Below are 26632 nucleotides of genomic sequence, written 5' to 3'. Positions count from 1 at the left end.
TACGCATGAGCAACATTGACCTGATTGTATTATTAAGTACCCTTGCGTTCATTGTAGGGTACGGCACGCTGAAATATAAGAGCCACTCCAATATTGACGGCTATTTACTGGGAGACAAAAGTTTTAAATGGGGAACCATAGGGCTTTCCGTGATGGCCACGCAAGCCTCAGCCATCACTTTTATTTCGACGCCAGGCCAGGCCTACGAAAGCGGTATGGGTTTCGTGCAAAACTACTTTGGATTGCCCCTTGCCCTGATTATCGTTTCTGCAGTTTTCATCCCGATCTACTATAAGCTGAAGGTATTCACTGCTTATGAATTTTTAGAAAAGAGGTTTGATCTTAAAACGAGACTCCTGGGTGCCTTCCTTTTTCTACTGCAGCGAGGCCTGGCGGCCGGTATTACCATCTATGCGCCAGCTATTATCATCTCCACGGTGCTCCACTGGGATCTTTCCTACACAATTATGCTGGTTGGAGGACTCGTGGTTATTTACACTGTGAGTGGGGGAAGCAAAGCAGTTAGCATCACGCAAAAACAACAAATGGCGGTAATAATGATTGGTATGTTTGTCGCCTTTGGTATTTTGATTTACCTCATTACTGAGCATATCAGCTTCAAAGAAGCCCTGAGCGTGGCTGGCAACCTGGGTAAGCTGGAGGTAGTGAATTTTTCAACTGATGGCAGTGTGCGTTATACATTTTGGAACGGCTTGTTTGCTGGGTTGCTTTTGCAGATGTCATATTTTGGTACTGACCAGTCGCAGGTGTCACGCTATCTTTCAGGCAAAAACATTGCGGAAAGCCGGATGGGCTTGATGTTCAATGCCATTTTGAAAATACCCATGCAGTTCTTCATCCTGTTTGTGGGGGTAATGGTGTTTGTTTTTTACCAGTACAATCTGCCTCCCGTTCATTTCAAGGTGTCGAATGTTGAGATGATTGAGGGATCTGCTAAAGCTGACGAATATCTGGCTCTGGAGGCAAGGCACCGGGAGATTTTTGATGAGAAAAAGGAAGCACTTGCCAATCTTCAGGCTGCTCGCATGGCAGGAGATGAAAATCAGATCGAAGAAAGCGAGTCTTTAGTACGCCAGTATCAGGCGGAGACCGAGGCTACACGACAGGAGGTAAAGGATTTGCTGACGTCTGTAGACGAGTCAACAGAGACCAAAGATTCGGACTATATCTTCCTGTCGTTTATTCTTGAATACCTGCCAGTGGGGGTTATTGGGCTGTTGCTCGCTGTCATATTTTCTGCGGCCATGTCGTCGACGGCTTCGGAACTGAATGCCCTTGCTTCGACCACCACCGTCGATTTCTATATGCGGCTGGTGAAAAAAGACGGGGCTGAAAAACACTTTGTCCATGCGTCGAAGTTCTTCACCGCCTTCTGGGGACTTGTAGCCATTGGATTTGCCCTTTTCGCCAATCTGGTGGAGAACCTCATAGAAGCCGTGAACATCCTGGGTTCCATATTTTATGGCAGCATTCTAGGCATATTCCTGGTCGCCTTTTTTATCAAGGTTATTAAAGGCCCAGCAGTCTTTTGGGCAGCCGTCATTTCTCAGCTTGTCGTTATAGTGCTCTTCAAAACTACCGACATCGCTTATTTATGGTACAATGTCATTGGCTGCTTCGGCGTTATCGCTCTCGCTTTTGTTATCAACCTTGTTATCAACAAAGACTGATCAAATAAATAAAAATGCCCGCAATCGATTCTTCGATTGCGGGCATTTTTATTAGTGGGTACTAATCTTCCTTTTTAGCCTCCGATAACGAGCCTTTTCTGGTCTTCACGTTGTCGAGCACCCAACTACCCACTTGCCTGCCCTGGGTAATGCCCTCAGTGATAGCTGGCATGTAGTGAATGCCTCCGTAGAGGCGGCTTATAGCGGCTTCTTCACTGGCAGCAAAGAACGAGTCGAAATTTCTGGGCTGCAGGCCATATTCCATCTCAGTGGTGTCGTGATAGCTGAATTTTTCGCCATACAGCTTGGTCAGCACGGAGGCAGCTGCGTTGGAAATAACGCTGTGTCCGCTGGTGTATTCCGGGAAGGGAGGAGTTTGCAACAGGGGTACCCAATCTTCATCCACAAATTGATTAATAACAGTCTCGGGCCTGATCAGTATGCTGCGCCACTTTTCATCCCAGCAGGCAATGAACCCGTCGAAGAGGCCGATGGTCACCATGGTATATGCCTCACTGGTTTGCATGAAGTTGGAGTTGGCTTGCTTGGTGGCAATGGCGGTAATCCCCACCCAGTGTCCGCCTGGCGTTATCTTCTTGGTGGCAAACATTGCGTGGCCTTTGTGGTGCGATACATAGGGGTTGCAGTCCCAGAACTTGGCAATTTCCGTTTGCTCTTCGCTTAGGTTAACGCCCGTTTCGTATACCTCCATCAGCTCCTTGTAAAACTGGCTGTTTTTTGCCATGTCGTAAGGAGTAGGTGGTTTCGGTACAAATTGATTACATGAGTCGAGGGCAAGAGTTCTGATTTTCATCCAGTGTGGTTCAATGCCTTCCATGTAGTCAGGGGGTGTCGGCTTCCAGTAGTCTGGGTTGTCCATCACAGTGTATTTAGGGAAGGATCTGGACTGCTTGTAGTTGTCCAGCGCCACCCAATCCATGATATGCTTGGCCATTGTTTCACCATACTCAATAGAGTTGTCAAAAACATCTGAGGGAATATCTGTCTCCTGTATTTTGTTGTAAAGCTTGTTTCTGAAAACGTCCATTTTATCCTCAGAGAATATCAGCGCTTTGCCAACGGTAAGAAAAGCATGTATTGAAGCCAGGTGCAGATCCATTTCTTTGGCAGGGTCTGGCTTCGGAGCTTCGCCCAGGCCGTTTAGTTGGCCAGCCAGCGACTGATAGTCAGGGTATTGGTTGACAAGCACCTCGTAGGCCGCAATGTTGGGGTATACATAAATACGGCTGGCGACGGGCGGCGAAAAAATATCATGAACGATAATGTCTGTAAGTTTTTTTACAGACGCATGGTAAAGTTGGGGGTCTTTCAGCACCTCCTTGTATTCACCTTTTGATGAATTGCAGCCATCTAGGGTTAAACCAATAATGACCAAACTGCATGTTCCTAGTAAAAAACGTTTTAACATCACTTTCTCCTTTGTTCTTCTGGGTGCAAAATTAAAAAATATTCTCGACTGTATTGTTTAACATGTAAATGACGGGCTTATCGTTGTTTCTTGCAATGACGAAAAGCAGTTTTCCTGGAAAATGTAGCGTTTTGATGTCTTTTATCTCACCGGCGACCTTTAGCCCACTTTTTCTGACGCTCACAGAGGTGAACTTCCCTTTTCCGTCTCCTAAAAGTACCAGGCCCTGGCTGGCGTCGTAAGTTCCAAAATAGGGGGAGCTGCTGAAGCTGTTTCCACCCAGCAACATGTCGATATGTCCGTCACCATTGAGGTCAGCTGTTTCGATAGCCGCAACGGGAGCAAACTGCGCCTCTACAGGCAAGGCATGAATGGTAAAGCCCTGATTGTTGATGTTTTCAATCCAAACTGACTGAAAGTTAGTAGCCTGCAAGTGGAGGCTGTTGTTCAGCGCCGTTTCGCCAAAAATTTCCTCTACCGTTTTGCCCGCAAAGTCTGCATGTTTTACGAAATTCTTTTTCAAAGAGGGGATTTGCTTGATCAACTCGTCTTTGGTATTCACGGTGAAAACCCCTTGCGGAGTAGAGTAGCAAAGAACCTGATCCAGTGAGCCGTTGTCATCAAAGTCGTTGCTGTAGAGATGCATTGGAAACTCCAGCGATGCTTTGTGACGGCTGTTTGTTCCCAGATTACCAACGATAAAATCAGTATCACCGTCGTTGTCTACGTCACTTAGTTTCAAAGAACTCCACCATCCATTCGAATGGGCAAGTCCTTCGAAATAGAGCCTGGTAAGCTGCCCCTTGTTGTTACCATAAATGGCAATGGGCATCCATTGCCCAACGACCACAAGCTCAGGATAAGTATCGCCGTTGAGGTCGATCCACTGTGCATCGGTTACCATGCCCACCTCGCTCAGGGCAGGAGCGATGTCAGCGGTTGCGTCGATGAATTTGCCCGTACCATCATTGAGAAGCACATAGCTGAGTGGCAGCGCACCGTACTGCCCTGGCACCACCCGCCCCCCAACGAATAAGTCCTGGTCGCCATCCTGGTCAATGTCGGCGGCAGCGGCTACCGAACCGTGTTGGTAGGCGTCTGGCAGCCCGTTGCTCTGATCGGTAAATCCTCCAACTCCATTGTTGATTAAGAGCCTGTCCTTTAGATTACTATTTCGTGGAGAGAACTCGTTGCCTCCTGAAACAATATAGAGATCCGGAAGACCATCCCCATTGGCATCAAAAAAGAGGCAATTGGTTTCCTCCATCCTCATGTTGTCGACCTGGCGAGGCAGTAGCAAGTTAGAAAAGGTGGAGTCGCTGGCCGAAATGAAGAAAGAGCCCAATGCACCGGATGCATTGCCGATGTAGAAGTCGTCCCTTCCATCTGCGTTAAAGTCCACTACTGCGACTTTGGGACCTTCTTTGGAAACCAAATGAGGGATAAGAAACTCTCTATTGAAATCATTGAAGTTGTTTTCTTTGTGGATAAAGTCAATACCCAGGCTATCGGTTACGTCTGTCAAAAAGGGGCGTTCTTTTCGTTCAATGGCACGGTAAAACAACTTGGCTTCAGTCTCGTCAAGCTGAATTGACCTGTTAACTTCAACCTTTGTCAGAAGCTGCGTTTTTCCGCCAGGCCAAACCACCCTCAACGAGTCAAGTGTTTTGATCTCCCCAAGGCCAAAATGTACCCATGGACTCACGGAAGATTGAAAACCTCTGGCGACAAAATTTTCCTGATAAAAGACTTTACCACCTGCGTACGCAAACAATTTGGCGCCTATCCCAAACGTGTTTTTCCCCTTACCCAGTGGAATTACCTTTAAATACGATTGTTTTGTTTTGCTGGCCGACTCAGCCGTAGTGTTTCTATACAAGGAAGCGACCTCATTGATGTTGTTGACTATGAGGTCAAGGTCGCCGTCATTATCAAGGTCGGCGTAGGCGGCACCGTTGGATAGGGAAGGAGTTGTCATTCCCCATTGGTCGCTCACATCGGAGAAAGTCAGGTCTTTGTTGTTTCGGAACAGGTAGTTGTGCACAGCTCCGTCAGGCATTTCATCCACCAGCCGGCGATCACTCAAATTTGGATTATTGACGAGCCCGTCTCTTAAGTCCCTATTTGAAAGAAAATTGATGTAGTCCATATCATTGGGCCTCCTTTTGATACCGTTCGATATGAACAAGTCTTTGTAACCGTCATTGTCGTAGTCGGCGAGCAGGGGAGACCAGCTCCAGTCGGTGGCGTGGATACCAGCCAGCTGCCCGATCTCGGAAAAGTTGGGCAGCCCATCGCTTTGGACACCGTTGTTGAGCTGGAGAGCATTTCTGGTAAATTGCCGACCGTACCCAAATTTGAGCTTGAGACTATAAATCTCGTACGAGTCGTCACCGGCTGATCGCTTGATAATTTCTTCATCCTCAGGGAGCATGTCCAGCGAGATGATATCGATCAGACCGTCGTTGTTGTAGTCGGCCAAATCATTTCCCATGGAGAATCGGCTGGTGTGTCCAATTGTCTGCGCTATAGACTCAGTAAAGCTGACCAGCCCAAGCGTGTCCATCCCATTGTTGATGTACAGGTAGTCGTTTTCATTGAAATCGTTGGAAACGTAGATGTCTGGCCAGCCATCGGCGTTGACGTCACTGATGCCAACCCCAAGGCCATAGCCGATATTGCTTGAATAGATGCCAGCCTGTTTGGTCACACTGGTAAACTTCCCATTGTCGTTTTTGAAAAGCCTGTCTCCGGCGTTTCCATCATCGTATTTGCGTAGTGTAGCCCTCCCGTAACTTCGTTCGGTGTGCACCGAATGATTGAGCAGGTAGGCATCGAGATCGCCATCGAGGTCGTAGTCGAAAAATGCGGCCTGCGTGCTGAAGCCACTGAAATCCAAACCATACACGGATGCCTTTTCGGAGAATGTAAGGTCTCCGTTGTTAATAAAGAGCTGATTGGAGCCCTCAATACCCTTGTATTTACCCAGTCGGCATTGGTAAATATCGAGAAAGCCGTCACCGTTGATATCAACCATCGTCACGCCGGTTTTCCATGCGCCTGAGGCTGCCACGCCAGCTTTGTCAGTAATGTCCTCAAACGTCCAGTCGCCTTTGTTGATATATAGCTTGTTATCTTCCTGATTGGCAGAAAAATAGATGTCGAGCAGCCCATCGTTGTTTACATCACCAATGGCTACACCCCCTCCGTTGTAGAAGTAGAGGTAATCTATGAGGTTGAATTCTTCGTCTTCTGTGAGGGTGTTGGAAAAGGCAATATTCGTTTGATCATGTGAAGCTGCTTCAAACAAATGAGTGGCCTTAGGCTGCCCATCGTTGCAGCCTGAGAATAGCAGGAGACAAATACAAATCAGGCCTGGTAGCCCATATTTTGGATGACGCAGGTACAGCATCATTTGTTAATTTCGATTGTTTTCTGCGGAATAATGACAGAGGTTGGATGGTAGACAAACATTTGCAGCGCATCATTGTTGTTGGCTACGAGGATCATTTGCTGGCTTCCTACCTTCATGAAGGCCATTTCCCTTGCCTGACCTTTTAGTGAGAAGCCCGACTGCTTGGCTGAAATGTTTTTGAAGCCTCCCTGCCCGTTGCCTTGAAGCATCACACCATAACTGGCATCGTATCGGCCAACTTCAGGTTTAGTATCATAAAGATTACCTGCTAAAAGAATATCCGTCGACCCGTCCTGGTTAAAATCGTTGGCAAGAATAGAGTAGATTGGTGAAAACTGGGCTTCCTGTGGCAGTTTCACGATTTCAAAGTGCCCATTCGATTTATTAATAAGAGCCACTGATTCCAGCATATTTGCAGTAAGCCTGGAGGCATTCGCTAATTCCTCTGTAGTGAAAATGTCTTCCATTTTCTGTCCTTTGAAGTTTTCGTACTTCAGGTATTTCTTTTTGAGACCGGGTAGTTGCATCACCAGGTCATGCTTAAGCGCCACGGGATACGAGAAATCACCATTATACTGAGTCAGTATTTGCTCCAATGAGCCATTTTGATCGAAGTCGCTCAAAAAGAGGTTGATGGGCTTTTGAACTGAGGCTTTGAACCTGGAGTTCAGTCCGTGATTGCCCACAATGAAATCGGGCAGTTCATCACCATTGAGGTCGGCCATTTCAATGGCGTTCCACCAACCTTCAGTATTCGCAAAGCCAGCTTCGGTAGAGGTATTGGTAAACTTTCCGCCATCGTTTCTGAAAAGGTTTATTGCCATCCATTCTCCGACAACCAACAAATCCTGGTCACCGTCTGCGTCAACGTCTGACCAAACGGCGTCAGTAATCATTCCGATATTTTTGAGACCCGGCGCAATTGTGCTGCTAACTTCTTGGAAATTTCCCTGACCATCGTTTTGCAAGAGATAACCATTGCCGGGCACTCCATAGAAATAGGGCTTTGTTCTTATGCCTACAAACAAGTCCACGTCACCGTCGCCGTCATAGTCAGCTGCATTTACGGTTGAGCTACTTTCAAACTTATTGGCCGGAAGCACCTGGGCAGTTCTTTCAAAGCTGCCACTGCCTTTATTTATATAAAGACGATCGGATAGGGAAGGGGAGCTGTTTGTCACTTCACTACCTCCGCTGGCCACATACAGGTCATTTTTGCCATCGCCATTGGCATCAAATATGACACAATCTATGTCTTCAGCGCTCTTATCTTTTTCAAAAGTCAGCTTGCTTTCGGACCGAAAGGTTCCGTCGGGATTCTGGATAAACAGTTCGCCGGTCATTTCTCGTGCGCCACCGATAAACACATCTTCTCTTCCGTCGCCATTTACGTCGCCCTTGCACATGCATGGCCCTTCTGTCGACAACATATGAAAGATCAGCCTGTCTCTATCGAAATCGACGAACAGATTCTCTTTGTGCTTATAGTCTATACTTGCCTTTACCTGATCTGCGGCAATGGCCTCAAACATCGTTTCTCTGGAATTTGCGCCAGTTTTCATCTGATTGTTTTGTGAACGCACTCCATCTTTCTGGCTAAGAGTCAGTGTCTGCCTGGTGGGTACATCTGTCAGTATACTAACAGATCCATCTGGCCATTGCACAATCACGGAGTCGGCTTTGGAGGCCTTGCCCAATCCAATATTAGGGCGAAAGTCGACGGTTGACTGAAACCCTCTGATAGGCATTTGCTCGATATAGTGCCTGTTTCCTCCGGCGACGACAGTTATTTTGGTTCCAGTGGCAAATGTATTGTTTCCAACACCTTCCAATTTGAATTTCAAAAAACCATTGTCAGGGTTGAAATCTTCATTTTTGTTTTCATACAGGAATATCGGCATGTTCACATTGTTGACCACGAGGTCAAGATCACCGTCGTTGTCCAGGTCGCCATACGCAGACCCATTGGAGAAACTGGGCTGGCCCAACCCCAACTCTTTGGCTTTGTTGGTGAAAGAATAATTCTCGTTGTTCATGAAGCCATAGTTAGGCACAGCCTGAGAAGGTATCAATTCCACCAGCTGCTTGTAGTCAACTCCTTCCGACGAAATAATACGCTGAATAGTACTCTCTTCGGTGACAAACTTGAGGAAGTCCTGATTGGTCAGGTCCTGATAAATGCCGTTGGCAACAAAAATATCTTTATAGCCATTATTATCGAAATCGAAAATGAGCGCTCCCCAACTCCAGTCTGTAGCCGACACATTGGCCAGTCTCCCAATCTCACTAAAAGTATCGTCTCCGTTATTTAACTGGAGCATATTTCTGTTGAATTGGTGCCAGTATCCGTTGTCAAGGTTAAGTTTATATTTGTCCCAGTTTTCGAAAGTGGTAACGGTTTTGATCCGTTCCTCGGCTTCAGGCAGCATATCAGTAACGAAGATGTCGGAGTAGCCGTCGTTGTTGATATCGGCAAGGTCAGCGCCCATCGACGCAGCACTAATGCTCCTCATTTCTGATTCAAGCACCTCTCTAAAGCTACCATTTCCGTTGTTCAGGTAAAGATAGTCCCTTTCAAAAAAGTCATTAGAAACATAGATGTCCAGCCAACCGTCTTTATTGATGTCGCCGATGGTAACGCCCAGGCCAAACCCGATGACGCTGCCGTAAATACCGGCTTCAATGCTCACGTCGCTATAGTGGCCGTCATCATTTCTAAATAGCTTGTCGCCACCCACATCATCTCTTATAGGTCGCTCGTTTTTTCGAAGGTTGAAGCTTCCTATTGCCTGATAGGAGTTATTGAGGAGGTAAAGATCCAGATCACCGTCATTGTCGTAGTCGAAAAAGGCCGCATGAGTTGAAAACCCCTGATCCGCTATTCCGTATTCTTCAGCGCTTTCTTTGAAAACAGGAAGCCCTTCCGCATCAAGCCCCTGGTTGATAAACAGTTCATTTTGTTTGTTGTCGCCCTTTATATCGCCTGAGTTGCAAACATAGATATCTATAAGGCCGTCGCCATTAACGTCGGCAAGACTTACACCAGTAGACCACGCCTTTGTTCCAGCTACACCTGCTGTCTTCGTTACGTCTTTGAAGTTGAAGTTACCCTGGTTAAGGTATAACTTGTTAGGCAACATATTGGCGGTCAGGTAGATGTCAATAAGCCCGTCGTTGTTCATGTCACCCAAACCTACACCACCTCCGTTGTAGTAGTTCCTGTAGGTATATATGTTAAATTCTTTGGTGAAAGTCAGGTTATTTTCAAAGTCGATACCGCTTTCACTGCTTTTCACTGTTCTGAAGAGGGTAGGGGCCGCATTGTCCAATTCCGACTGACAGCCGACAGTAAACATCAGTGTGATGATGGGAGCCACACGGCTAAGGAAAAAACTCTTCGCTGTTTGATATTTGGTCATTTTACCGTCTTTTGAAGGGGACTAGTTCTCTTTCTGTTTTTCTAATTCTGTGATCACTTTCATGTCTGAAAATACAGCTTGCACAAACTGGTCGTCTCTGATAAACAAGTTGATTCTCCGGCGCCCGTCCATTTTTGCATACACTTTGCCCTGATTTGGGTGATTAATCACCTGAAAATCGTCGCCGTACCAGATCTTAAATTGTTCATACATCTCTTCCAGTAGAACGTCCGACCAGTATTGCTTATTCCACGGTGCCCAGGCCTCATAGGTGAAGGTTACGGGCATCTCATATATTTTTTCCTCGTGAAACGACGGGTAGAACCTCATTATCACAGGAGCCTTGAATTCATTTTTTAGTTCGTATTGTACGCTTGTTGCGCCCGTACCATGGGCAAAAAGCTTTTTCTGATTCATTTCGGCGCAATACCGGAAGAACTCTTTGCGATCCATGCCAAAATGGAAGCCCAGGAAGAGACTGTCATAGTTTTCCTTCTTGTTATTGCTGCCAACCGAAGAATCACATGAAAAAAACAATGTGGTACCTAAAAACATGCAGGTAGCTATTGCACCAATTGATCTAAATTTCATTTTTATCATTTTAATAACTATAAAATTCCGGGACGTCATTATTTTTCCCTATTACTATCATTTGTTGGTTTCCCACTTTGATTTTTTGTGCTGACCTGATTTCTCCTTTGGTATGTATGCCGGACTCGGCACCTCTGACAGTGGTCAGGGTTCCTTTTCCATCACCCTTAAGCATTAAGCCATAGCTGGCGTCATAAATCCCTGTCTCCGGCTTTGCCCTGTATTGATTACCACCTAAAAATACATCCAAATGGCCGTCATTATCAAAATCCTCAACGAGCAGGGTGTATACAGGAGCAAATTGAGCTTCCAACGGAAGAGGTTGCGAGCTAAACTGGCCATTGCCTTTGTTGAGAAGTAACTGGGAGGAGAGGTCATTGACTTGCAGAATGATAGAATTTGAAATTTGCTCGGAAGTAAATGCTTCATCCATGCCCTGGCCAACGTAGTTTTTGAATCGCAGGTATTTCTTTTTCAGTGCAGGTATTTGCATCACCATGTCTGTTCTCATGACCAGCGGCAGCTCCTTACCGCCGTCATAGCGGGTAAGTATTTGCTCCTTAGAACCGTTTCTGTCAAAGTCATTGATATACATCGAAATAGGCTCAAGCTGACTTGCTTTGAACCTCGAGTTCAAGCCGTGGTTGCCCACTACAAAGTCAATCAGACCGTCTTCATTAAAATCACCGGCAGCCACAGCCTGATACCAGCCACCGGAACCAGTCAAGCCAGACGTATTAGAGGACTCAACAAATTTCCCATCTCGGTTAAGAAAAACCCTTATTGGCATCCAGTCTCCAACGACCACCAGGTCCACTGCTCCATCGTTGTTCACGTCGCTCCAAAGCGCATCGGTGATCATACCTATGCTGTTGAGATCTGGTGCAAATTCAACGGTGACATTCTGGAATATACCTTGGCCGTCGTTGTTGAGAAGGTAGCCATTTTTTGGTTCTCCATAAAACCCTGGCGTCATCCGCACGCCCACAAAAAGATCAGTGTCCCCGTCATTGTCATAGTCCATCGCTCTTACCACCGACGTGCTTTCCAATTTGGTGCTGGTGGGGAGAATTTGCTGGCTTTTCTCAAACTGGCCTTTCCCGGTGTTGATATAGAGCCGATCAACCAGAGAAAGAGAAATGTTGGGTACTTCGTTGCTTCCACTGGTGACATACAAATCGGGCAAATTGTCTCCTTTGGCATCGAAAAACACGCAGTCGGTATCCTCAGCTTCTTTGTCGCCATCAAAAAGCTGACTCGATGTTTCCTGGAAGTTGCCGTCTTTGGTTTGTTTGAACAGCCTGCCACCTTGCCCTTTCGCACCTCCGATGTAGAAGTCGTCCCGGCCGTCGCCATTGATGTCGGCCACACAGGTGCAGGGGCCTTCATTGGAAAGCATGTTGAATAGCAGGCGTTCCTTGTCGAAATCTACAAACGAACTTTCGATATGCTTGAAATTCACTCCCTTAGGGGAAGTTTCCCGGGTGAATATCGTTTTATGTGGACCGCTAGTTGCCGCATTTGGTTTTCTTATTCCCTCTGTCTGGAAGAACTCAACTGTTTTGTCGGGGGAGAGATTTGTCGATACAGAAATCGTTTCATTGGGCCATTCCACCACCAGCGAATCGATCATATCGATTGGGCCGAGTCCGAAATGCAAACGATAGTCGACTGACGACATGAACCCTCTCATGGGAGAAAGCTCCTGATAAAACACCTGGCCGTTGCTAAAGAGTGTTACTTTTGAGCCCACGGCAAAATAGTTTTGTTGTTCGCCACGTAGCGAGACGGTCAGGCTGTGATTTTCCTGGTGCTGTTCTTTGGTGTTGTTTCTATACACAAAGGCAGGCATGTTCACATTGTTGAGAACCAGGTCCAGGTCTCCATCGTTGTCGAGGTCACCATAGGCAGAGCCATTGGAAAAAGAGGGCAGGTCTAGTCCCCACTGGCCGGCGAAGTTTTCGAAATGCAGGTTGTTGATGTTTTTGAAAGCATAGTTAGGCACCTTGTTGGAGGGAATAGAGTCTATTAGCTGCTTTATCACATTGTTTTTCTGCTGAAGGATGCTCCTTACTACCTCCGGATCTCCGATGAAATTTACATAGTCCTGATCAAGCAGGTCTTTCCCAATGCCATTGGCAACGAAAATGTCTTTTAATCCATCGTTATCCATGTCAAAGATCAGCGCACCCCAACTCCAGTCGGTGGCATGTGTACCTGTTAGTCTTGAAACTTCGGAGAAGCTAAGCTTACCGTCGGGCCCGATGCCATTGTTAAGTTGAAGCACGTTTCGGCTAAATTGGTGGTAGTATCCCTGATCGACACTTACCTGATATTTGTCCCACTTTTCGAACTGTGTGGTGGTTTTAAGCCTGGCATCGCCCTCCGGGAGCATCTCTGTTACAAAAACCTCAGGTAGGCCGTCGTTGTTGATATCGGCCATGTCCGCACCCATCGAGCCCATGCTGAGCTCCGTGATGTAACTTTCGAGATCTTCAGTGAAGGTGCCATCCTGGTTATTGATATAGAGGTAATCTTTTTCAAAAAAATCGTTCGAAACGTAGATGTCTGACCAGCCATCTTTGTTGAGGTCACCAATGGTCACACCAAGTCCAAACCCAATGGCACTGGTGTAAATACCTGCTTGCTGGCTTACATTGGTAAATTTCCCGCCATCGTTTTTGTAGAGCTTGTTTCCACCATCCAGGTCGGGAATGTCACGCTGCCCTTTTCGCAGGTCATAGCCACCGACAGTTCGGATGCTGTTATTCAGAAGGTACAAATCGAGGTCCCCGTCTTTGTCATAGTCGAAAAAAGCTGCGTGAACAGAGAGCCCAATATCTGCTATCCCATAAGCCACAGCCTGGTTAGTAAAATGAGGGCCGTTAACGGTATCTCCGTCGTTGATCAGCAGTTCATTGCTTCGATTGGGGCCTCCTGACGGGCCTGACTTACAAAGGTAAATATCCAGCCAACCGTCTGCGTTGATGTCGACCATGCTTACACCAGTAGTCCACACTTCCTGGCTGGTAATGCCGGCTTTGCCCGAAATGTCATCAAACTTAAAATTGCCTCTGTTGAGGTAAAGCTTATTGTCCACCAGGTTGCCTGAAAAAAATATGTCGATGAGCCCGTCATTATTGACATCGCCAAGGCCGACGCCGCCACCGTTGAAGAAATTTCTAAACGTGTAGGGGTTGAGTTCTTCGGTGTAGGTTAGTTCATTGTTAAACTCGATGCCTGTGGAACTGGCATCAAGAAGCGAAAATAGGGGATTGGTCTGGGTTGGCGCTTTTGCAGCCTGGTTGCAGCCATTTAAAAATGCTGCAATCAAGATAAGACAAATAAATGTAGACTGAATTGATTTCACTTCCCCTCTGTCTGAAATAAGTTGCAAATTAAGCAATTGGCTATTGCCATGCGTTTTTTTGGTGAAAGGAATGCTAAAAAATAGGACTCCTGAGCAAGCAGCTCAGGAGTCCATATTTTTTGGATGATTTCCAGGGTGAGGAAATCGCCCTGATTTAATTAATTGTATCCAGGGTTCTGAACCAGCTTGTCGTTAGAATCGATTTGCTGCTGAGGGATCGGGAAGATGATTTCATGAGTGTCCGCAGGGTCAGCTGCTTTTGCCCACCACGCATCGTGCCATTTGCCAAAGCGAATCTGATCTTGACGACGAGTCATTTCTACGTACATTTCTCTTCCTCTTTCTTCAAACAACATGTCGCTGGTTAAAGTAGTGAAAGGATCTACGCCAGCTCTTTCACGGATTTGGTTAACCAAAACCAATGCTTCGCCTGTATTGCCCATCCTGAACTTGGCTTCCGCCAAAGAAAGAATGATGTCTCCCAACCTGAAAATAACGAAGTCATTGCTCATGTTGTTAGTACCACCACGCTCAATTTCGTATTTACCAATTCTGGCACCACCTTGTCTCCATCCATTGGGGAATAACTCATTCAAAGCAGGCGTGAAAGTAAGATCCGGACCGTCAGGGTCAGCGGCATCCACTCCCGGATCCTGTGTTCTCGTGCCATCAGGATTGAATTGCGGACCAACAAGGAAGTTAGACAAACGGTCATCCTGAGTACCAGTAGAAGGCTCCAATGCCAAGCCAGCCCAAACATCACCTTGTGGACCGGGGTTCTTTACCGGATCGATATAAGAATTGTAAAACTCTTCTACCGTTTGATAACCATTCCAGGGCTGCTGAGTCAAGCTGAAAGTAGTTTGGCTAGCAAGGTGAAGGGTCATCATTACCCAGTTAAATCCGCCGGCAAACACCTTGTCATAAGGATATACATAGATGTTTTCTCCGGAATTCTGATTACTGATGGCGAAGTTATCTGAGTAAACTGGCTCCAGTGAGTAAAGCCCGCTGTTGATGATCTGCTCCGCTGCATCAGCTGCTTTGGCCCATTGGGCTGTTCCAGTGTACACTTCTGCGTTCAGGTACATCTTTGTTTTAATAGCAAGGGCAGCCCATTTGGTCATCCTTCCATAAGTTGCAGCTGTTTTCTCGGTAGGGAGCAGACCAATTACCGCATCCAACTCAGACTCAATGAAGTTGTATACTTCCTGTCTTGGTGCATTTGTCGGCGGCTCAGTGTCAGTAAAGTCAGTCACCAAAGGAATGTTGCCAAAGGCATCCATTCCCCAATAGTACCAAAGCGCTCTCACCGCTCTCAATTCTGCAATAAATGCGTCGGCCTGAGGTGTTCCCAGCTGCTCAAATGAGTAGATCAACCGGTTGGTGGTGTTGATGCCACCGTAAATCATGCTCCAGGCACTGTTGAACAGCCCGTTGTTGGCAGGGAAATTGTGCTCATGAAGCTGAATAAGTACACCACCATCGTACCAGTCACCACCTTTTTGGCTAATTGCAATTTCATCGGATGAAATTTCATTAATTGACCAAAGGTTGAAGTGGTTGCCCAGCCCGCCAAAGGCTGAATAAGCCTGGCCAAGCGCTGCTATGAACTCTTCTTCATTTTTGAAGAAGTTGTCTGCAGTAATATCGCTATATAGTTCTTCTTCCAGGTCGGTACAAGACTGACTAAAAACTGTCAATCCCAGCCCAACTAAAAGAATACGTCTTAAGAATGATTTTTTCATTTTTTAATTCTTTAAAGTTTAGAATCCAAGATTGATGCCGAAAGTAAATATGCGAGTGGTGAAGTAGGTCACCCTTCTTTCAATACCGGGAGACAGGGGATCATCGTTGTTTGGGTTTGAATCGTCTCCAGAGTCAACAAATCTCACCTCGGGATCAATGCCCGTGTAACCTGTAACAACAAATGGGTTCTGCGCTGACAAATAAACTCTAAAGTTACTAAAAGCACTACCAGGAGCCAGGTTGACCCTGTAACCTACCGTAGCGTTGTCCAGCTTGATGAAATCTGCTTTCTCCACGTGGCTGCTGTTTACCTTGGCATCTTTGATCTCTGGATCGAAGTACTTAGTGTTTACTACATTATAGTTGTCTGTTGTAGTACCCTGAGTGTTTTCATAGAAGCCTCTGTACGAGTTGTAAAGCTCATGGCCTACGGCTCCTCTGAAGAATAAGTTCACATCAAAGTTTTTGTAAGTGAAGGAGTTGTTGAATCCAAAGGTGAAGTCAGGCAAGCCGTTACCAACAACAGTTCTGTCATCATCGCAATCACAGAAAGTGCCGTCGCCATCGATATCTTTGAATTCCGGTGTGCCGTTGTCAAGGATACCTACTTGAACAGGCCCCCAAAGCTGACCCAGTTTTTCACCTTCTTTCACACGAACAAGGTTAGTAGCATTCTGACCAGGAGATCCCATGTTGGCTCTGTAAAGAACGCCTCCGCTACCAAAACTCAAATCACCAGAAGTCAAGCTAACCACCGTCGTGCTGAATGTTGAGAAGTTGATGCCGGGTGTCCAGCTGAAGTCGGAGGTGTTCACAGCTGCATAATTGAACGCTGCTTCAAATCCAATGTTCTCCAACTCACCAATGTTTACAAGGGTCTGTCCAAACAAGTTGGGTGGCACAGGAACGTTTACAGAAAGAATAAGATCCTTAGTATTTCTCTTGTAGAAGTCTAAGGTACCAGTCAACCTGCTGTCGAGCATGGCAAAATCTAAACCGAAGTCAATTTCGTTTTTAGTTTCCCAGGCAAGATCAGGATTGGCGTTCGATACAGGACCGTAAGAAGGTACATAGGCTCCATTGATGAAGAAGTTGCCCTGACGTCCAAATCGCTGAAGAGAGGCATAAGACCCAGGAGGTTGGTTGCCAGTAATACCCCAGCTGGCTCTGAATTTCAAGCTGTTAACACCAGGAAGATCGAACAGGTTGGACAATGTAACACCACCACTAACGGCAGGGAATAAGCCCCACTTGTTGTTAGCACCAAACCTTGTAGATCCTTCATAACGAGCACTGGCTGAAAGGAAATAGGTTCCCTGATAGTTCATGTTGGCCCTGCCAAAAAATGCCACCAGTTTGTTGGAGTTCTTGTAACTTGAGATGGTACCAAGTCCATTGGCAAAGTCAAGTGCAGCTCCCATGTTATTGTAGGTAAAAGCATCAGTCAGGAAGTTGCCACCCTGCATGTAATTGCCTTCGTTCTGGAAGTCCTGGTAAGAATAACCACCCAATAGAGCGATGTTGGCATCACCTGCTGAGATGTCGTAGTTAACTGTTGTTTCGAACAGTTCGTTGAACCTGTCGTTGCGTGAGATGTCAGCGAGACCAGATCTGCCGAACCCACCACCAAACTTGGCAGTTTTAGGAGAATAATTACCTCTCCAGTCACTTTCCCACTGGCGAGAGTAGAACACGGCTGTTCTAAAGTTACTTGTGAAATTGTATTCACCACGGATACTTGTCAACAAACGAGTGTCTTTGCCATCGTGAATATTCTGCTCAGCAATAGAAAGAGGGTTGTACCAGTCGAAAATGTCCCTTTCTGCATAGCCTGCAAAGTTACCACCAGCAGTAGGGCTGGTTGTGGTGTTGTCATAGATAGGCATTGTTGGGTTGGTAATAATGCCATAACGGAATGAGTTGGCATCGCCATAAGTGGCGTCTTTCGAAGTGGACGAAATGTTCACAGTGAAAACCGCCTTGTCGTTCAGTGCCTTTTGAGTAAGGTTCAATCGACCATTAAGTTGCTGGAAACCAGAGTTGATCCCCACACCTTCGGCATCACGCACGTTTAGCGATGCACGGTAGGTAGTGCTGCTTGTTCCTCCACCAAGTGACAGGTTGTGCACTTGAGAGTAGGCGGTTTTTGTGAGTACATCGAGCCAGTCGGTGTCTGAGCCAAGGTCGATGGCGCCAGGAAGCTTCTTGTACTCCGTTGCGTCCATCACAGGAATTTTTCTTGCAACATTTTCCATAGCAATGGATCCGTTGTATTCAACAGATACTTTACCAGCTTTACCAGACTTGGTCGTAATAAGAATTACTCCACTGGAACCTCTCGTTCCGTAGATCGCAGCTGCAGATCCGTCTTTCAAAACGTCGATAGAAGCAATGTCGTTAGGGTCAACTGTGTTTAGCGAACCGCCGATCACACCATCGATAACAACAAGCGGTTCAGCGTTGGCACCTACTGTTGACACACCTCTCAGGCGAATTTGAAACCCACCGTTGGGGTCACCACCAGGTCTTACTACGTTCAAACCAGCCACTTTGCCCTGTAGAAGCTGAGCGGGGCTGTTTACTGTTCCTTTATTAAAGTCTTCGGCTTTTACACTAGTTACTGAACTAGTGATCTCTTTTTTGTCCTGAGTACCGTATCCCACCACCACTACTTCACTAAGTGATTGCACATCAAGCTCAAGGGCAGCATCAATGACTGCTCTGGAACCCACAACAATAACCTGGGGGGTGTAGCCAACAAAAGAAAAAGAAATAGAAGCATTTGCACCCACACTAATAGTATAGTTTCCATTAATGTCTGTGACTGTACCATTGGAGGTTCCAGCCTCCAAAATGTTAACACCCGGTAGGCCTTCTCCGGATTCCGCATCTGTTACCTTTCCGCTGACTTGCCTGTCTTGTGCCAGCACCTGACCCACTGTCAGTGCCACAAGACAAACCACAGGGAAAACGTACTTCAGTAGTCGTTGTCTCATAAAAATGTAGTTTAATAGTTGTTTGGTAAAACTTGTTTAAAGTGATCTACTCGTCCGTTTCGGGACTGCCGAAATATAGCCAAACATGCAGAAGCATGAAGAGCAAATGTTGCGATAGTCCTTTTTAGACGGGTGAAAATCCTTACAATTTTCTTAAAAAAAATCAATTTAGCTAAAATATAAGGCTAAAAAAATTCAAACAAAAACGTTTTTGTTGTCATTATAATAATGTAATCGTTTGCGAAAACGTTTCCGTAAATGCCCCGTGAAATCTTGGAAAAGTATAATTGGCAATAGAACTTATGCTTTGTTGAGTAATTCTCAAAGAGGATTTTGATTCATTTGAAAAACCTCAACTTTTTGGCTTTCTACGCCCTCAAAGGCGTGGAATTAGAGCGGTGCCATCGGCAGATACCTGGAAAGGAGATGGGGCAATTACTTTGTGTGCGATTGCCTGCGTATATCGCTACCGATGGTTATCGCAGGTTATGTGCTGCTGATTGAAAGAGTTGGATCGACCTCCTTTATCCACCGGATGGATAGTTCAGGTGGATAAAGGAGATGGCGATGTTGGCTGTCCACCGCTACCCAATGTGTTTTATTCAACAATTAGTGTCCCTCTCATGCTGGCAGCATGACCGGGAAAGGTACACACATAGGTGTATCTGCCTGGCGCTGTAGGTGCTTCAAAATAGATAACATCTTTTTCACCAGGGCCTATTAGCTTGGTATGATAAAGAACTTCCTCTGCCTCCGGAACATAAGCTTTGCTTTGTCCTTCCAAACCAAGGTCAATGGCCAACTGAGCAATTTTGTCGGCAGCGCCTGGTTTCACAATAACCATGTTGTGAAGCATATCGTCAGGATTGTTGAACTCCATCTTGATCTTACTTCCGGCCTTTACGGTTATTTCAGATTGGTCAAATTTGAGGCCTGGAACAGGCTCCAACGTAACGGTCTGATCTGGCCCGTTAGTCCAGGATGCAGGCATCTCAACTACTCGTTTGCTACTTGTCACATTGGTAGTGCCAGCTGCTGACGCCTTGTGGTCAGAATGATCGGCCGATTCGCCACTTCCCCTTACCCGGCCAGGCACATTGTTCATGGTGTAGTAGCCGGTGTTGTGAAGCAGGGTTTGTCCTTTGCTGTTTTTCACTCCTGTAGGCTTCACTTCATATATATAGCCATCCCTTACCTGATCAATGACAAGCTTCACTCTTAGCTGGTCGGAGCTAACTTCCACACTGGTTATGTTTCTTTTTTGAAGGTCGGTTACAGGGCTGCCATAGTTGTGATGGTACAGATACGTAAAATCCTGAACTGAGTAGTTAGACGGATTGGAAGCTGTGGCGAGATCCACTTTCTCAGTGAATTCAATGCTAAAGCCGTCTTCCAATGCTCGAATTGTCTTCATCTCAAATGGAAGCTTTCCGGTGTACTGAAGTTTTTCCAACCCGAAGTTGTCCTGTCCGGTTGAAGACCAGCCTCTGCTCGTCATGCCCACGTAAATAACATCTCTTTTCGGTGACCACTGCATGCGAAGAATACCAGATGAAAACCCCTCCCTAAAAGGAAAGCAAACGCCCTGGTATTGGCCATTTACTTTTTCCTGGTACACCCTCATGATTTTGCTATGCCCCTGGTCGCCAACAAGAAACTGATTTTTGAAAGGCCCAAAATTGTCGTTGTCGATTAGCAGAATGTCGGAAGTAGAGATGCCCATCAGCGTATGAGGGAACCAAACGCTCGGAGCTTTCATCTCAGGCACGATCTGGGCATATTCATGCAGGGTGTAGCCAAGCGTGTCCACGATGTCCTCCATTTTCAAGCTGATAGGGGAGCCTTTTTCCCCAGACCATTTGAGCCCTTCAGGGTGCCCAACAAAATCGCCCGACTCTATGTGGGTCATTCTGCCAGAACCCACCCAGTCGCCCTGGTTTTCTGCATAGAAGATATCTCCTTCGGCATTGACATTGAAACCGGCCGGTGAACGCATGCCCACGGCAATGGGGGTCATTTTTCCGTCGGGAGTAATTTTTACCATCCATCCATGCCATTTTGAAAGGCTGGCACCACGACCAACCCAACCAAGGTTGAGCGTTACTATCATGTCGCCATTTGGCAAGATCAGCGGGCCATAAGAGTATTCATGGTAATTGGCAGCAAGCGGCCAGCTGTAAATCGTTTCATATCTGTCGGCCTTACCGTCTTTATTAAGGTCGGACAACCTGGTTAATTCGCCTCTTTGAGCTGTGTAAAAAATACCGTCTCTGAATGCCAGCCCCAACGGCTCATGCAATCCCGTGGCATATTTTTTAAATATCGGAGTGCTGCCAGACGGGTTTTCAATCAGCCATATGTCGCCTCTTCTGGTACTTACTCCAAGCTTCCCATTGTCATCAAAAGCCAGACCACCAACTTCTAATACGATGTCAGAGGGAATGGGAACTTTTGAGATGCTAAAATGAGCGGCCTCCTTTTTTTGGATATCCGTTTGGGCCTGTACGCTAGCAGACAATCCAATAAACAGTATAAGAAGTATATGCGAAGTTGTGTTTTTAAATTTCATAACGTTGGATACAATTCAATTACCATACAATAGAATAGGTGAGACTCGATTTTTCAGGAGCATTAGGTAGTTGAAGAATGAGCTCCTTATCGAACCTGTTTGTCACATTGGCGTCTGCTTTTTCGTCGACTATGATGTAGTAGCTTCCGTCTACGCAATACCAGCCATTAGACAATTGGTAAATATTTTCTCCTGAGGCAATCTGGAACCAATGGAGGCCATTGGAGTCCGGATTTGTAAAGTTAATTTCTCTTGAGATTCCCTTAAGGTCACTAGAAGGCCTGGTGGAATCTTCAAATTTAAGCCCATTCATTTCGTAGCGAACCACAGGGTATCCTTGCCCATTGATGTCGTAACCCAACATTTTAAATCCCTCGGGGTTTTCTAAAGGCCACTTGTCGCTAGGTGTTACCAGCCTGGCTACCGGAATCTGGTCGGAAAAGTCGATGCTAAAGTTGAGCGGTTTCAAAAGCTGAGGTTCACCACGTCCCCGCCACATTTCGCTTGCGTCGGCGTAAGCGCCTTTCCACCCCTTGATGAGGGCACCATTTAGCAAATCATACGAATAATTGACCCTTTCACTGGTCACTACAGATATTGGATGAGTCTTTCGGGTGTTTTTGTACTCGAGAAAACTTCTTACCAGCCGGGGCTCGGTTTCAGGTTTAACGACCATCGGCTCCTGCTTTCGCCCTGAACCACCGTAAGGGTTTACCCCGAACGATTGCCTGGAAATCTCAGGGCCTTCGTAGTAAATCATCAACATGGAGCTCCACACATCCTGAAAATACGAGCTTTGAAAGGTGTGTACCCCTTTTTCCAGCGTGACAAGCCCTTTGACGGCACCAAAACCGGGCTCTCCGTCATTGTGCACAACAACTTGCCCGTCAATGATTAAGTCCCCACCATCATCAATCAAAGTTTCAAAAAGGTAGTCGCCAGAATTTGGCACCGAGAGATTGCCTTTGAAAATCACGCCATAGTGGTCGTTACCGTCAGCCAGACCGACAATAGATAGCTCATCTACTTTGCCGGTTTTAGCCGGGGTCATTGTGGTAAAGTCGGGGAGCTTGTCCCACGTGCCCTGATAAAGCGAATATTCAAGGTCACTTAGTGTAAGTTTTTCAAGGCCAAAAGATTTGTACTTAATGTCCTTCAGAGCAACTGAGTTGTTTGCCGCAGTAAAGATAAACGAGCCAGAAGCCGACTCTTCGTTGTCGGGCGTGAATATTGCTTCCTTCACTTCTACGCCGGATTGAATGAGAAACCCGTTTAAATACACTTCGGAGAATATAGCGTTTTTAGTTTTCCGCCCGTCGCTGCCAAACCGAGGCGCTTTGAACGTTATCCTCAAAGTTTGCCACAGGCCGGGCATTTTTAAGGCGTTGACAGTTGTACGCTGAGTACTGTCAATTCGTACTGGAATGCCTCCGCCAGACTTTTCGGTTTGTTGCCCATTGGCAAATTCTGACACGATAAGTGGGTATTGCTCCAGTAGAACTACTTTTAAATCTGCCTCCTCTGATAGAGCAAAGCTAAATTCCAGTTCCAAATCAGCGTGCTTAATTCCGCTGGAAATTTGTCCAGAGTCTTTGCCGCTTTTTACCAGGCTTCCGCTTCCTGCTTTCGCTTCGAAGCCACCTGGAACGGCCAGCACCTCGCCTGCAATAGCCCACTCTTTGCCAATATCAGTGAACCCGGATAAGTCCGATAGAGAAACAAGCTTCATTGGAAGGGCGTCGGGAACCTCAACTGACGCACTTTCTTCAGCTGAATGATCAGAGCAGGAGGTTAAGAAGAAGGCAGTTAGAACGGCTAGCGTAAAATATCTCAATATTCTCATATGTAGTAAGTATTAACCTAACGGAAGATTGATCCAGTCAAATATTCTTGCAAGTAAACAGAACTAAGCAAAATTTCCCGGGAATTAATGTTTGAATGGCGTTGGCCGTCAACCTTCGGGCGGAAATCGCAGGTATCTCTATCCAGCGATATGAAAGCACTAAGTGCCTATTGGACTTAATAAAACAATATTGTAGCCGGACTTGATAGCAACCTCCCCGTCTCTTACCTCTCCAGTTTGGCCGCTATAATAGTCTTTTAATTGGGTTCCGTTGGGAAAAACCCCACCAACCGGTATTAGTTTTTCACCCTGCTGCGCATCCAATGCAATTACAACCCGGTCTTCTAGTACACTGTTTTTGTAAATGCGTGAAAAAACATAAGGCATTTCACTGATTTGCTCATGGCGTCCGGCACCGACGGCCACATGGTCTCTTTTGAACGTGCCGAGTTTCCTCCAATGATCGAGAATGCTTTGCGCACGCTGGTCTCCAATACTCGCATTGTCAGAGATTTGTTCCCAGTTCATGAAAGACCTAAGCACTGCGTCGCCCGATGCTCCCTCGTATTGTAGAAGGCGCCCCGATTCATCGCCATAATAGATCTGGGCGGCACCAGGGGTTAGCAAGAGTTTGGTTCCCGCTTCTATAGCTCTTTGTCTGGTCGCATCAAATGGCTGCCCATCGTCATGCGAACTTAAATAATTCAGTGCTCCTTTGCCTACGAGGCTCGTGTGTAGCAATGTATCGTACTTTTTGAAGATAGATTCATAGTCCTTCTGTGCATCATACTTGAACTCAAAATTGATCAGGCTGTGAAACCCCTTGTCGAAGTAGTCGACTTTTCTATCGCCGAAATCATACCAACGACCACCGCTGATACCGTAATTGTACACTTCGCCCACCATGTAAAACGCATTGTCGTCGAGCACCTCATCGGGGTGGGAGCGCTTCCAGTCATTAAAAGCGATTATCACTTCTTTGTACAACTCGCTCCAAACCGATTCTTCTACGTGTTTGGCAGTATCCACCCTGAAACCATCGATACCAAATTCCCTCACGTAGTCAGTTAACCACTTGATGATGTAATACCTGGGTGCTCTAGGATAGCCTGTGCGCTTAAAAAAGTCATCAAGTTCGGCCAGCTCTTGCTCGTATCGACCTTCAACTTTCCATTTCTCTACCAAATGAGGGGGAAGCGCCACTTCCTCATCGCTTCCACTCAGCAAATCTGGCAGATTTTTTACGAGGGTGCACGCTACCGTAGTTTCATAGTCCTGGTAAACGCACTGTGGCTCAGTTCTTACCCAGTTTGTCCAAACTGGATCTACTTCAGTAACTGGGCCGGTGTGGTTCAGCACCACGTCCAGCACCACCCTGATTCCTTTTTCATGAGCTGCCTTGACCAATGCTGCCAAATCTTCTTTCGTACCGAAGTTGGGGTCAAGGGTTGTCCAGTCTTTGGCCCAGTAGCCATGGAAGCCATAGTTGTTACCAAAGCCTTCATCAACTGAGCCGTGAATCTGCTCGACAACAGGCGTAAACCAAAGCGCCGTTACCCCAAGGTCGGTGAAGTAGTTGTCCGAAATTTTCGCATTGATTCCTTTGATGTCGCCGCCCATGAACCCTCGCAGCGGTGCAGCTTCACCGGTTCTATCGAAATTAACATCGTTAGTTGTGTCGCCATTGTTGAAGCGGTCCGTTAGCAGAAAATAGACAGTAGCATTCTCCCAAAGAAATGGGGCTTTTACCGTTTCAGGGGCCGACGCCTCCTGTCTGGGGCTTTGGCAAGAAAAGAGCCCCGCCAACAGAAAAATAAGAATTATTCGCCTGGTCATAGGAGTTAATTTTTGCCAGTTAGCCGATATATTTTAAAGGAATTCGGTTCCATTTCAAAAGACAACGCATTCGACGAATCTTTCGATGTCAGGTCATCGGTCGGCACAACAACCGCTTCACCCTTGTCGAGGTAGCTAGTAAAGGTGATCGATTTTTTCTGATGCATATTAAACACCGCTAGCGCATCAGCAGGTATTTTTAAACGCACTTGCTCGCTTCCTTCCTTGTTGAAATTAACCGCTATCAGGAAGGCGTTTTTGTCGCTGTGGCGCAAAAAAGTGAATACATTGTTGCTGTGCCCTGTAAATTCAGCGCTCCGGTTGAAATAGTGCAGATCGTAAAAGCCGCCTGATGCAATGATTGGTTCTTTTGAAGAAAAGGACAGAATAAACTGATAGAATTCTCGTAGTTCTTGTTCTTCAGCAGACAGGTTTCCACTATCAAACTTACCACCATTCATCCATGCCTGGTGATTGGGTACGCCCCAGTAATCGAAAATGGTTGTTCGGCCATCTTCTCCCGAAAATCCTTCACTGCCAGTAGCTGGCTCACCTACTTCCTGACCGAAGTAAACCATGACTGGCCCCGTGTGCATGGCGGCCGTTAGTACCATGGCCGGTATAGCATATTTTGCGTTGCCAGCAAAAAAAGGAGAGGCGATTCTTTGCTCGTCGTGGTTTTCAAGAAAGCGCAGCATGTGTTGGGCAATACCTTCTTGTCTCTGCCACACAGTGGTAATGTGATCTGTGTTGGCTTTGCCTTCAATGATGTGCCGCAGCGTATCGTAAAGCTCTACCTTGTCGTACAGATAGTCAAAATGCCCCTTTTCGATGTAGTTTCTATATTCGTTGGGGTTGTAAATTTCTGCAATGAAAATGATGTCAGGATTGATGGCCTGCACTTTCGGAATGACCCATTCCCAAAATTCCACGGGCACCATCTCTGCCATGTCGCACCGGAAACCATCTACCCCTTGCTCAGTCCAATAGGTCAGAATCTCCAGCATTTTGTTCCAGGTGTCTGGAATAGGATCGAAATGTCTTTCTCTGAAATTGACGTAGTCAACCCCATAGTTAAGTTTTGTCGTTTCAAACCAGTCGTTGATGGATGGAGTAGGGGAGAAAACGTCATTCCCCGTGGCTTTTGCGGGCGACTCCATGTAGAATTGGTCTTTGGTAGGGTGCTCATGGCCGGGCAAGGGATCATACCCCGCCGGAATCTGAAATGGCTGGCCTGGAATGTAGTAGAAATTGTTAGATGCTTTAAATGCTACCGACACATCGTCGTCAGCACCAAATCCTTTTACACCTTCAGGTGCGGCATCGGAGGAATATCCCCTGGCCACATGGTTGGGCACAAAGTCGATAAGCACTTTCAGTCCCTCTTTGTGGGTTCTGTCGACAAGAGCAAGGAATTCCTTTTTCCTGTTTTTTGGGTTTACGGCTAAGTCTGGACTGATGTCATAGTAGTCTTTGATGGCGTAAGGCGAGCCTGCTCTGCCCTTTACTACATCCACATCGTCAAGCGCAATGCCTATCGAGGTGTAGTCCGACATCGTGGCATGCTCAAGCACACCGGTATACCAAATATGTGTAGCGCCAAATTTCTTTAGCTCTTTGAGCGCTTTGGCATTGATGTCAACCATTTTGCCAACTCCGTTTTCTTCAATGGTGCCATACCGCTTATTGGCATTGACCTTGTTACCAAAAAGCCGTGTCATTAT

At 46.5% G+C, this 26632-nt stretch carries 12 protein-coding genes; 1 reads left to right on the top strand and 11 read right to left on the bottom strand.

Features of this window, described 5'->3' with window-relative positions; genetic code table 11:
• Nucleotides 1-5 precede the first annotated feature (5 nt).
• Entirely contained in the window at nucleotides 6-1691 is a 1686-nt protein-coding gene (locus tag AAC052_RS10330; RefSeq protein WP_339813048.1) for a sodium:solute symporter, read from the top strand.
• Nucleotides 1692-1752: 61 nt separating this feature from the next.
• Here the strand turns inward: AAC052_RS10330 and AAC052_RS10325 are convergent, their stop codons facing one another.
• The 11 genes from AAC052_RS10325 to AAC052_RS10275 all read right to left on the bottom strand — a co-directional run bounded on the left by AAC052_RS10325 (nucleotide 1753) and on the right by AAC052_RS10275 (nucleotide 26629).
• Complete coding sequence (locus AAC052_RS10325) at nucleotides 1753-3120, bottom strand: vanadium-dependent haloperoxidase (RefSeq protein ID WP_339813046.1); 1368 nt, start codon at nucleotides 3118-3120, stop codon at nucleotides 1753-1755.
• Between the two features lie 31 nt (nucleotides 3121-3151).
• Nucleotides 3152-6535, bottom strand: coding sequence for a VCBS repeat-containing protein (locus tag AAC052_RS10320; protein WP_339813044.1), 3384 nt, complete (start codon nucleotides 6533-6535; stop codon nucleotides 3152-3154).
• Complete coding sequence (locus tag AAC052_RS10315) at nucleotides 6532-9954, bottom strand: VCBS repeat-containing protein (RefSeq protein WP_339813042.1); 3423 nt, start codon at nucleotides 9952-9954, stop codon at nucleotides 6532-6534. Before AAC052_RS10315 ends, AAC052_RS10320 begins: the two co-directional genes overlap by 4 nt.
• A 21-nt stretch (nucleotides 9955-9975) precedes the next feature.
• Nucleotides 9976-10545 carry a hypothetical protein gene (locus tag AAC052_RS10310; RefSeq protein WP_317492208.1) on the bottom strand — a complete coding sequence of 190 codons (570 nt, stop codon included), beginning with the start codon at nucleotides 10543-10545 and terminating at the stop codon, nucleotides 9976-9978.
• 10 nt (nucleotides 10546-10555) lie between these two features.
• Nucleotides 10556-13879, bottom strand: coding sequence for a VCBS repeat-containing protein (locus AAC052_RS10305; RefSeq protein WP_339813039.1), 3324 nt, complete (start codon nucleotides 13877-13879; stop codon nucleotides 10556-10558).
• Nucleotides 13880-14073: 194 nt separating this feature from the next.
• The gene (locus AAC052_RS10300; protein ID WP_339813036.1) at nucleotides 14074-15663 is read right to left on the bottom strand and encodes a RagB/SusD family nutrient uptake outer membrane protein; all 1590 of its coding nucleotides are present in this window, start codon (nucleotides 15661-15663) and stop codon (nucleotides 14074-14076) included.
• An 18-nt stretch (nucleotides 15664-15681) separates the two neighbouring features.
• Entirely contained in the window at nucleotides 15682-18660 is a 2979-nt protein-coding gene (locus tag AAC052_RS10295) for a SusC/RagA family TonB-linked outer membrane protein (RefSeq protein WP_339813034.1), read from the bottom strand.
• A gap of 598 nt (nucleotides 18661-19258) precedes the next feature.
• The gene (locus AAC052_RS10290) at nucleotides 19259-21229 is read right to left on the bottom strand and encodes a plastocyanin/azurin family copper-binding protein (protein WP_339813032.1); all 1971 of its coding nucleotides are present in this window, start codon (nucleotides 21227-21229) and stop codon (nucleotides 19259-19261) included.
• Nucleotides 21230-21248: 19 nt separating this feature from the next.
• Entirely contained in the window at nucleotides 21249-23072 is a 1824-nt protein-coding gene (locus AAC052_RS10285; protein ID WP_339813030.1) for a family 16 glycoside hydrolase, read from the bottom strand.
• A 159-nt stretch (nucleotides 23073-23231) separates the two neighbouring features.
• Nucleotides 23232-24908, bottom strand: coding sequence for an alpha-amylase family glycosyl hydrolase (locus AAC052_RS10280; RefSeq protein WP_339813026.1), 1677 nt, complete (start codon nucleotides 24906-24908; stop codon nucleotides 23232-23234).
• Between the two features lie 5 nt (nucleotides 24909-24913).
• Nucleotides 24914-26629: an alpha-amylase family protein gene (locus AAC052_RS10275; RefSeq protein WP_339813025.1), complete on the bottom strand. Its 1716-nt coding sequence runs from the start codon at nucleotides 26627-26629 to the stop codon at nucleotides 24914-24916.
• Nucleotides 26630-26632: the final 3 nt, after the last annotated feature.

It is taken from the genome of uncultured Imperialibacter sp., assembly GCF_963974565.1.
GTDB lineage: Bacteria > Bacteroidota > Bacteroidia > Cytophagales > Cyclobacteriaceae > Imperialibacter > Imperialibacter roseus.
The sequence above is the reverse complement of the archived record's forward strand: the minus strand, read 5'-3'. Positions and strand labels throughout refer to the sequence as shown.

Bases quoted from the DNA above. Each gene is read 5' to 3' on its own strand.
- AAC052_RS10330 (WP_339813048.1), top strand. From the start codon at position 6: ATGAGCAACATTGACCTGATTGTATTATTAAGTACCCTTGCGTTCATT.
- AAC052_RS10325 (WP_339813046.1), bottom strand. From the start codon at position 3,120: ATGTTAAAACGTTTTTTACTAGGAACATGCAGTTTGGTCATTATTGGT.
- AAC052_RS10320 (WP_339813044.1), bottom strand. From the start codon at position 6,535: ATGATGCTGTACCTGCGTCATCCAAAATATGGGCTACCAGGCCTGATT.
- AAC052_RS10315 (WP_339813042.1), bottom strand. From the start codon at position 9,954: ATGACCAAATATCAAACAGCGAAGAGTTTTTTCCTTAGCCGTGTGGCT.
- AAC052_RS10310 (WP_317492208.1), bottom strand. From the start codon at position 10,545: ATGAAATTTAGATCAATTGGTGCAATAGCTACCTGCATGTTTTTAGGT.
- AAC052_RS10300 (WP_339813036.1), bottom strand. From the start codon at position 15,663: ATGAAAAAATCATTCTTAAGACGTATTCTTTTAGTTGGGCTGGGATTG.
- AAC052_RS10295 (WP_339813034.1), bottom strand. From the start codon at position 18,660: ATGAGACAACGACTACTGAAGTACGTTTTCCCTGTGGTTTGTCTTGTG.
- AAC052_RS10290 (WP_339813032.1), bottom strand. From the start codon at position 21,229: ATGAAATTTAAAAACACAACTTCGCATATACTTCTTATACTGTTTATT.
- AAC052_RS10285 (WP_339813030.1), bottom strand. From the start codon at position 23,072: ATGAGAATATTGAGATATTTTACGCTAGCCGTTCTAACTGCCTTCTTC.
- AAC052_RS10280 (WP_339813026.1), bottom strand. From the start codon at position 24,908: ATGACCAGGCGAATAATTCTTATTTTTCTGTTGGCGGGGCTCTTTTCT.
- AAC052_RS10275 (WP_339813025.1), bottom strand. From the start codon at position 26,629: ATGACACGGCTTTTTGGTAACAAGGTCAATGCCAATAAGCGGTATGGC.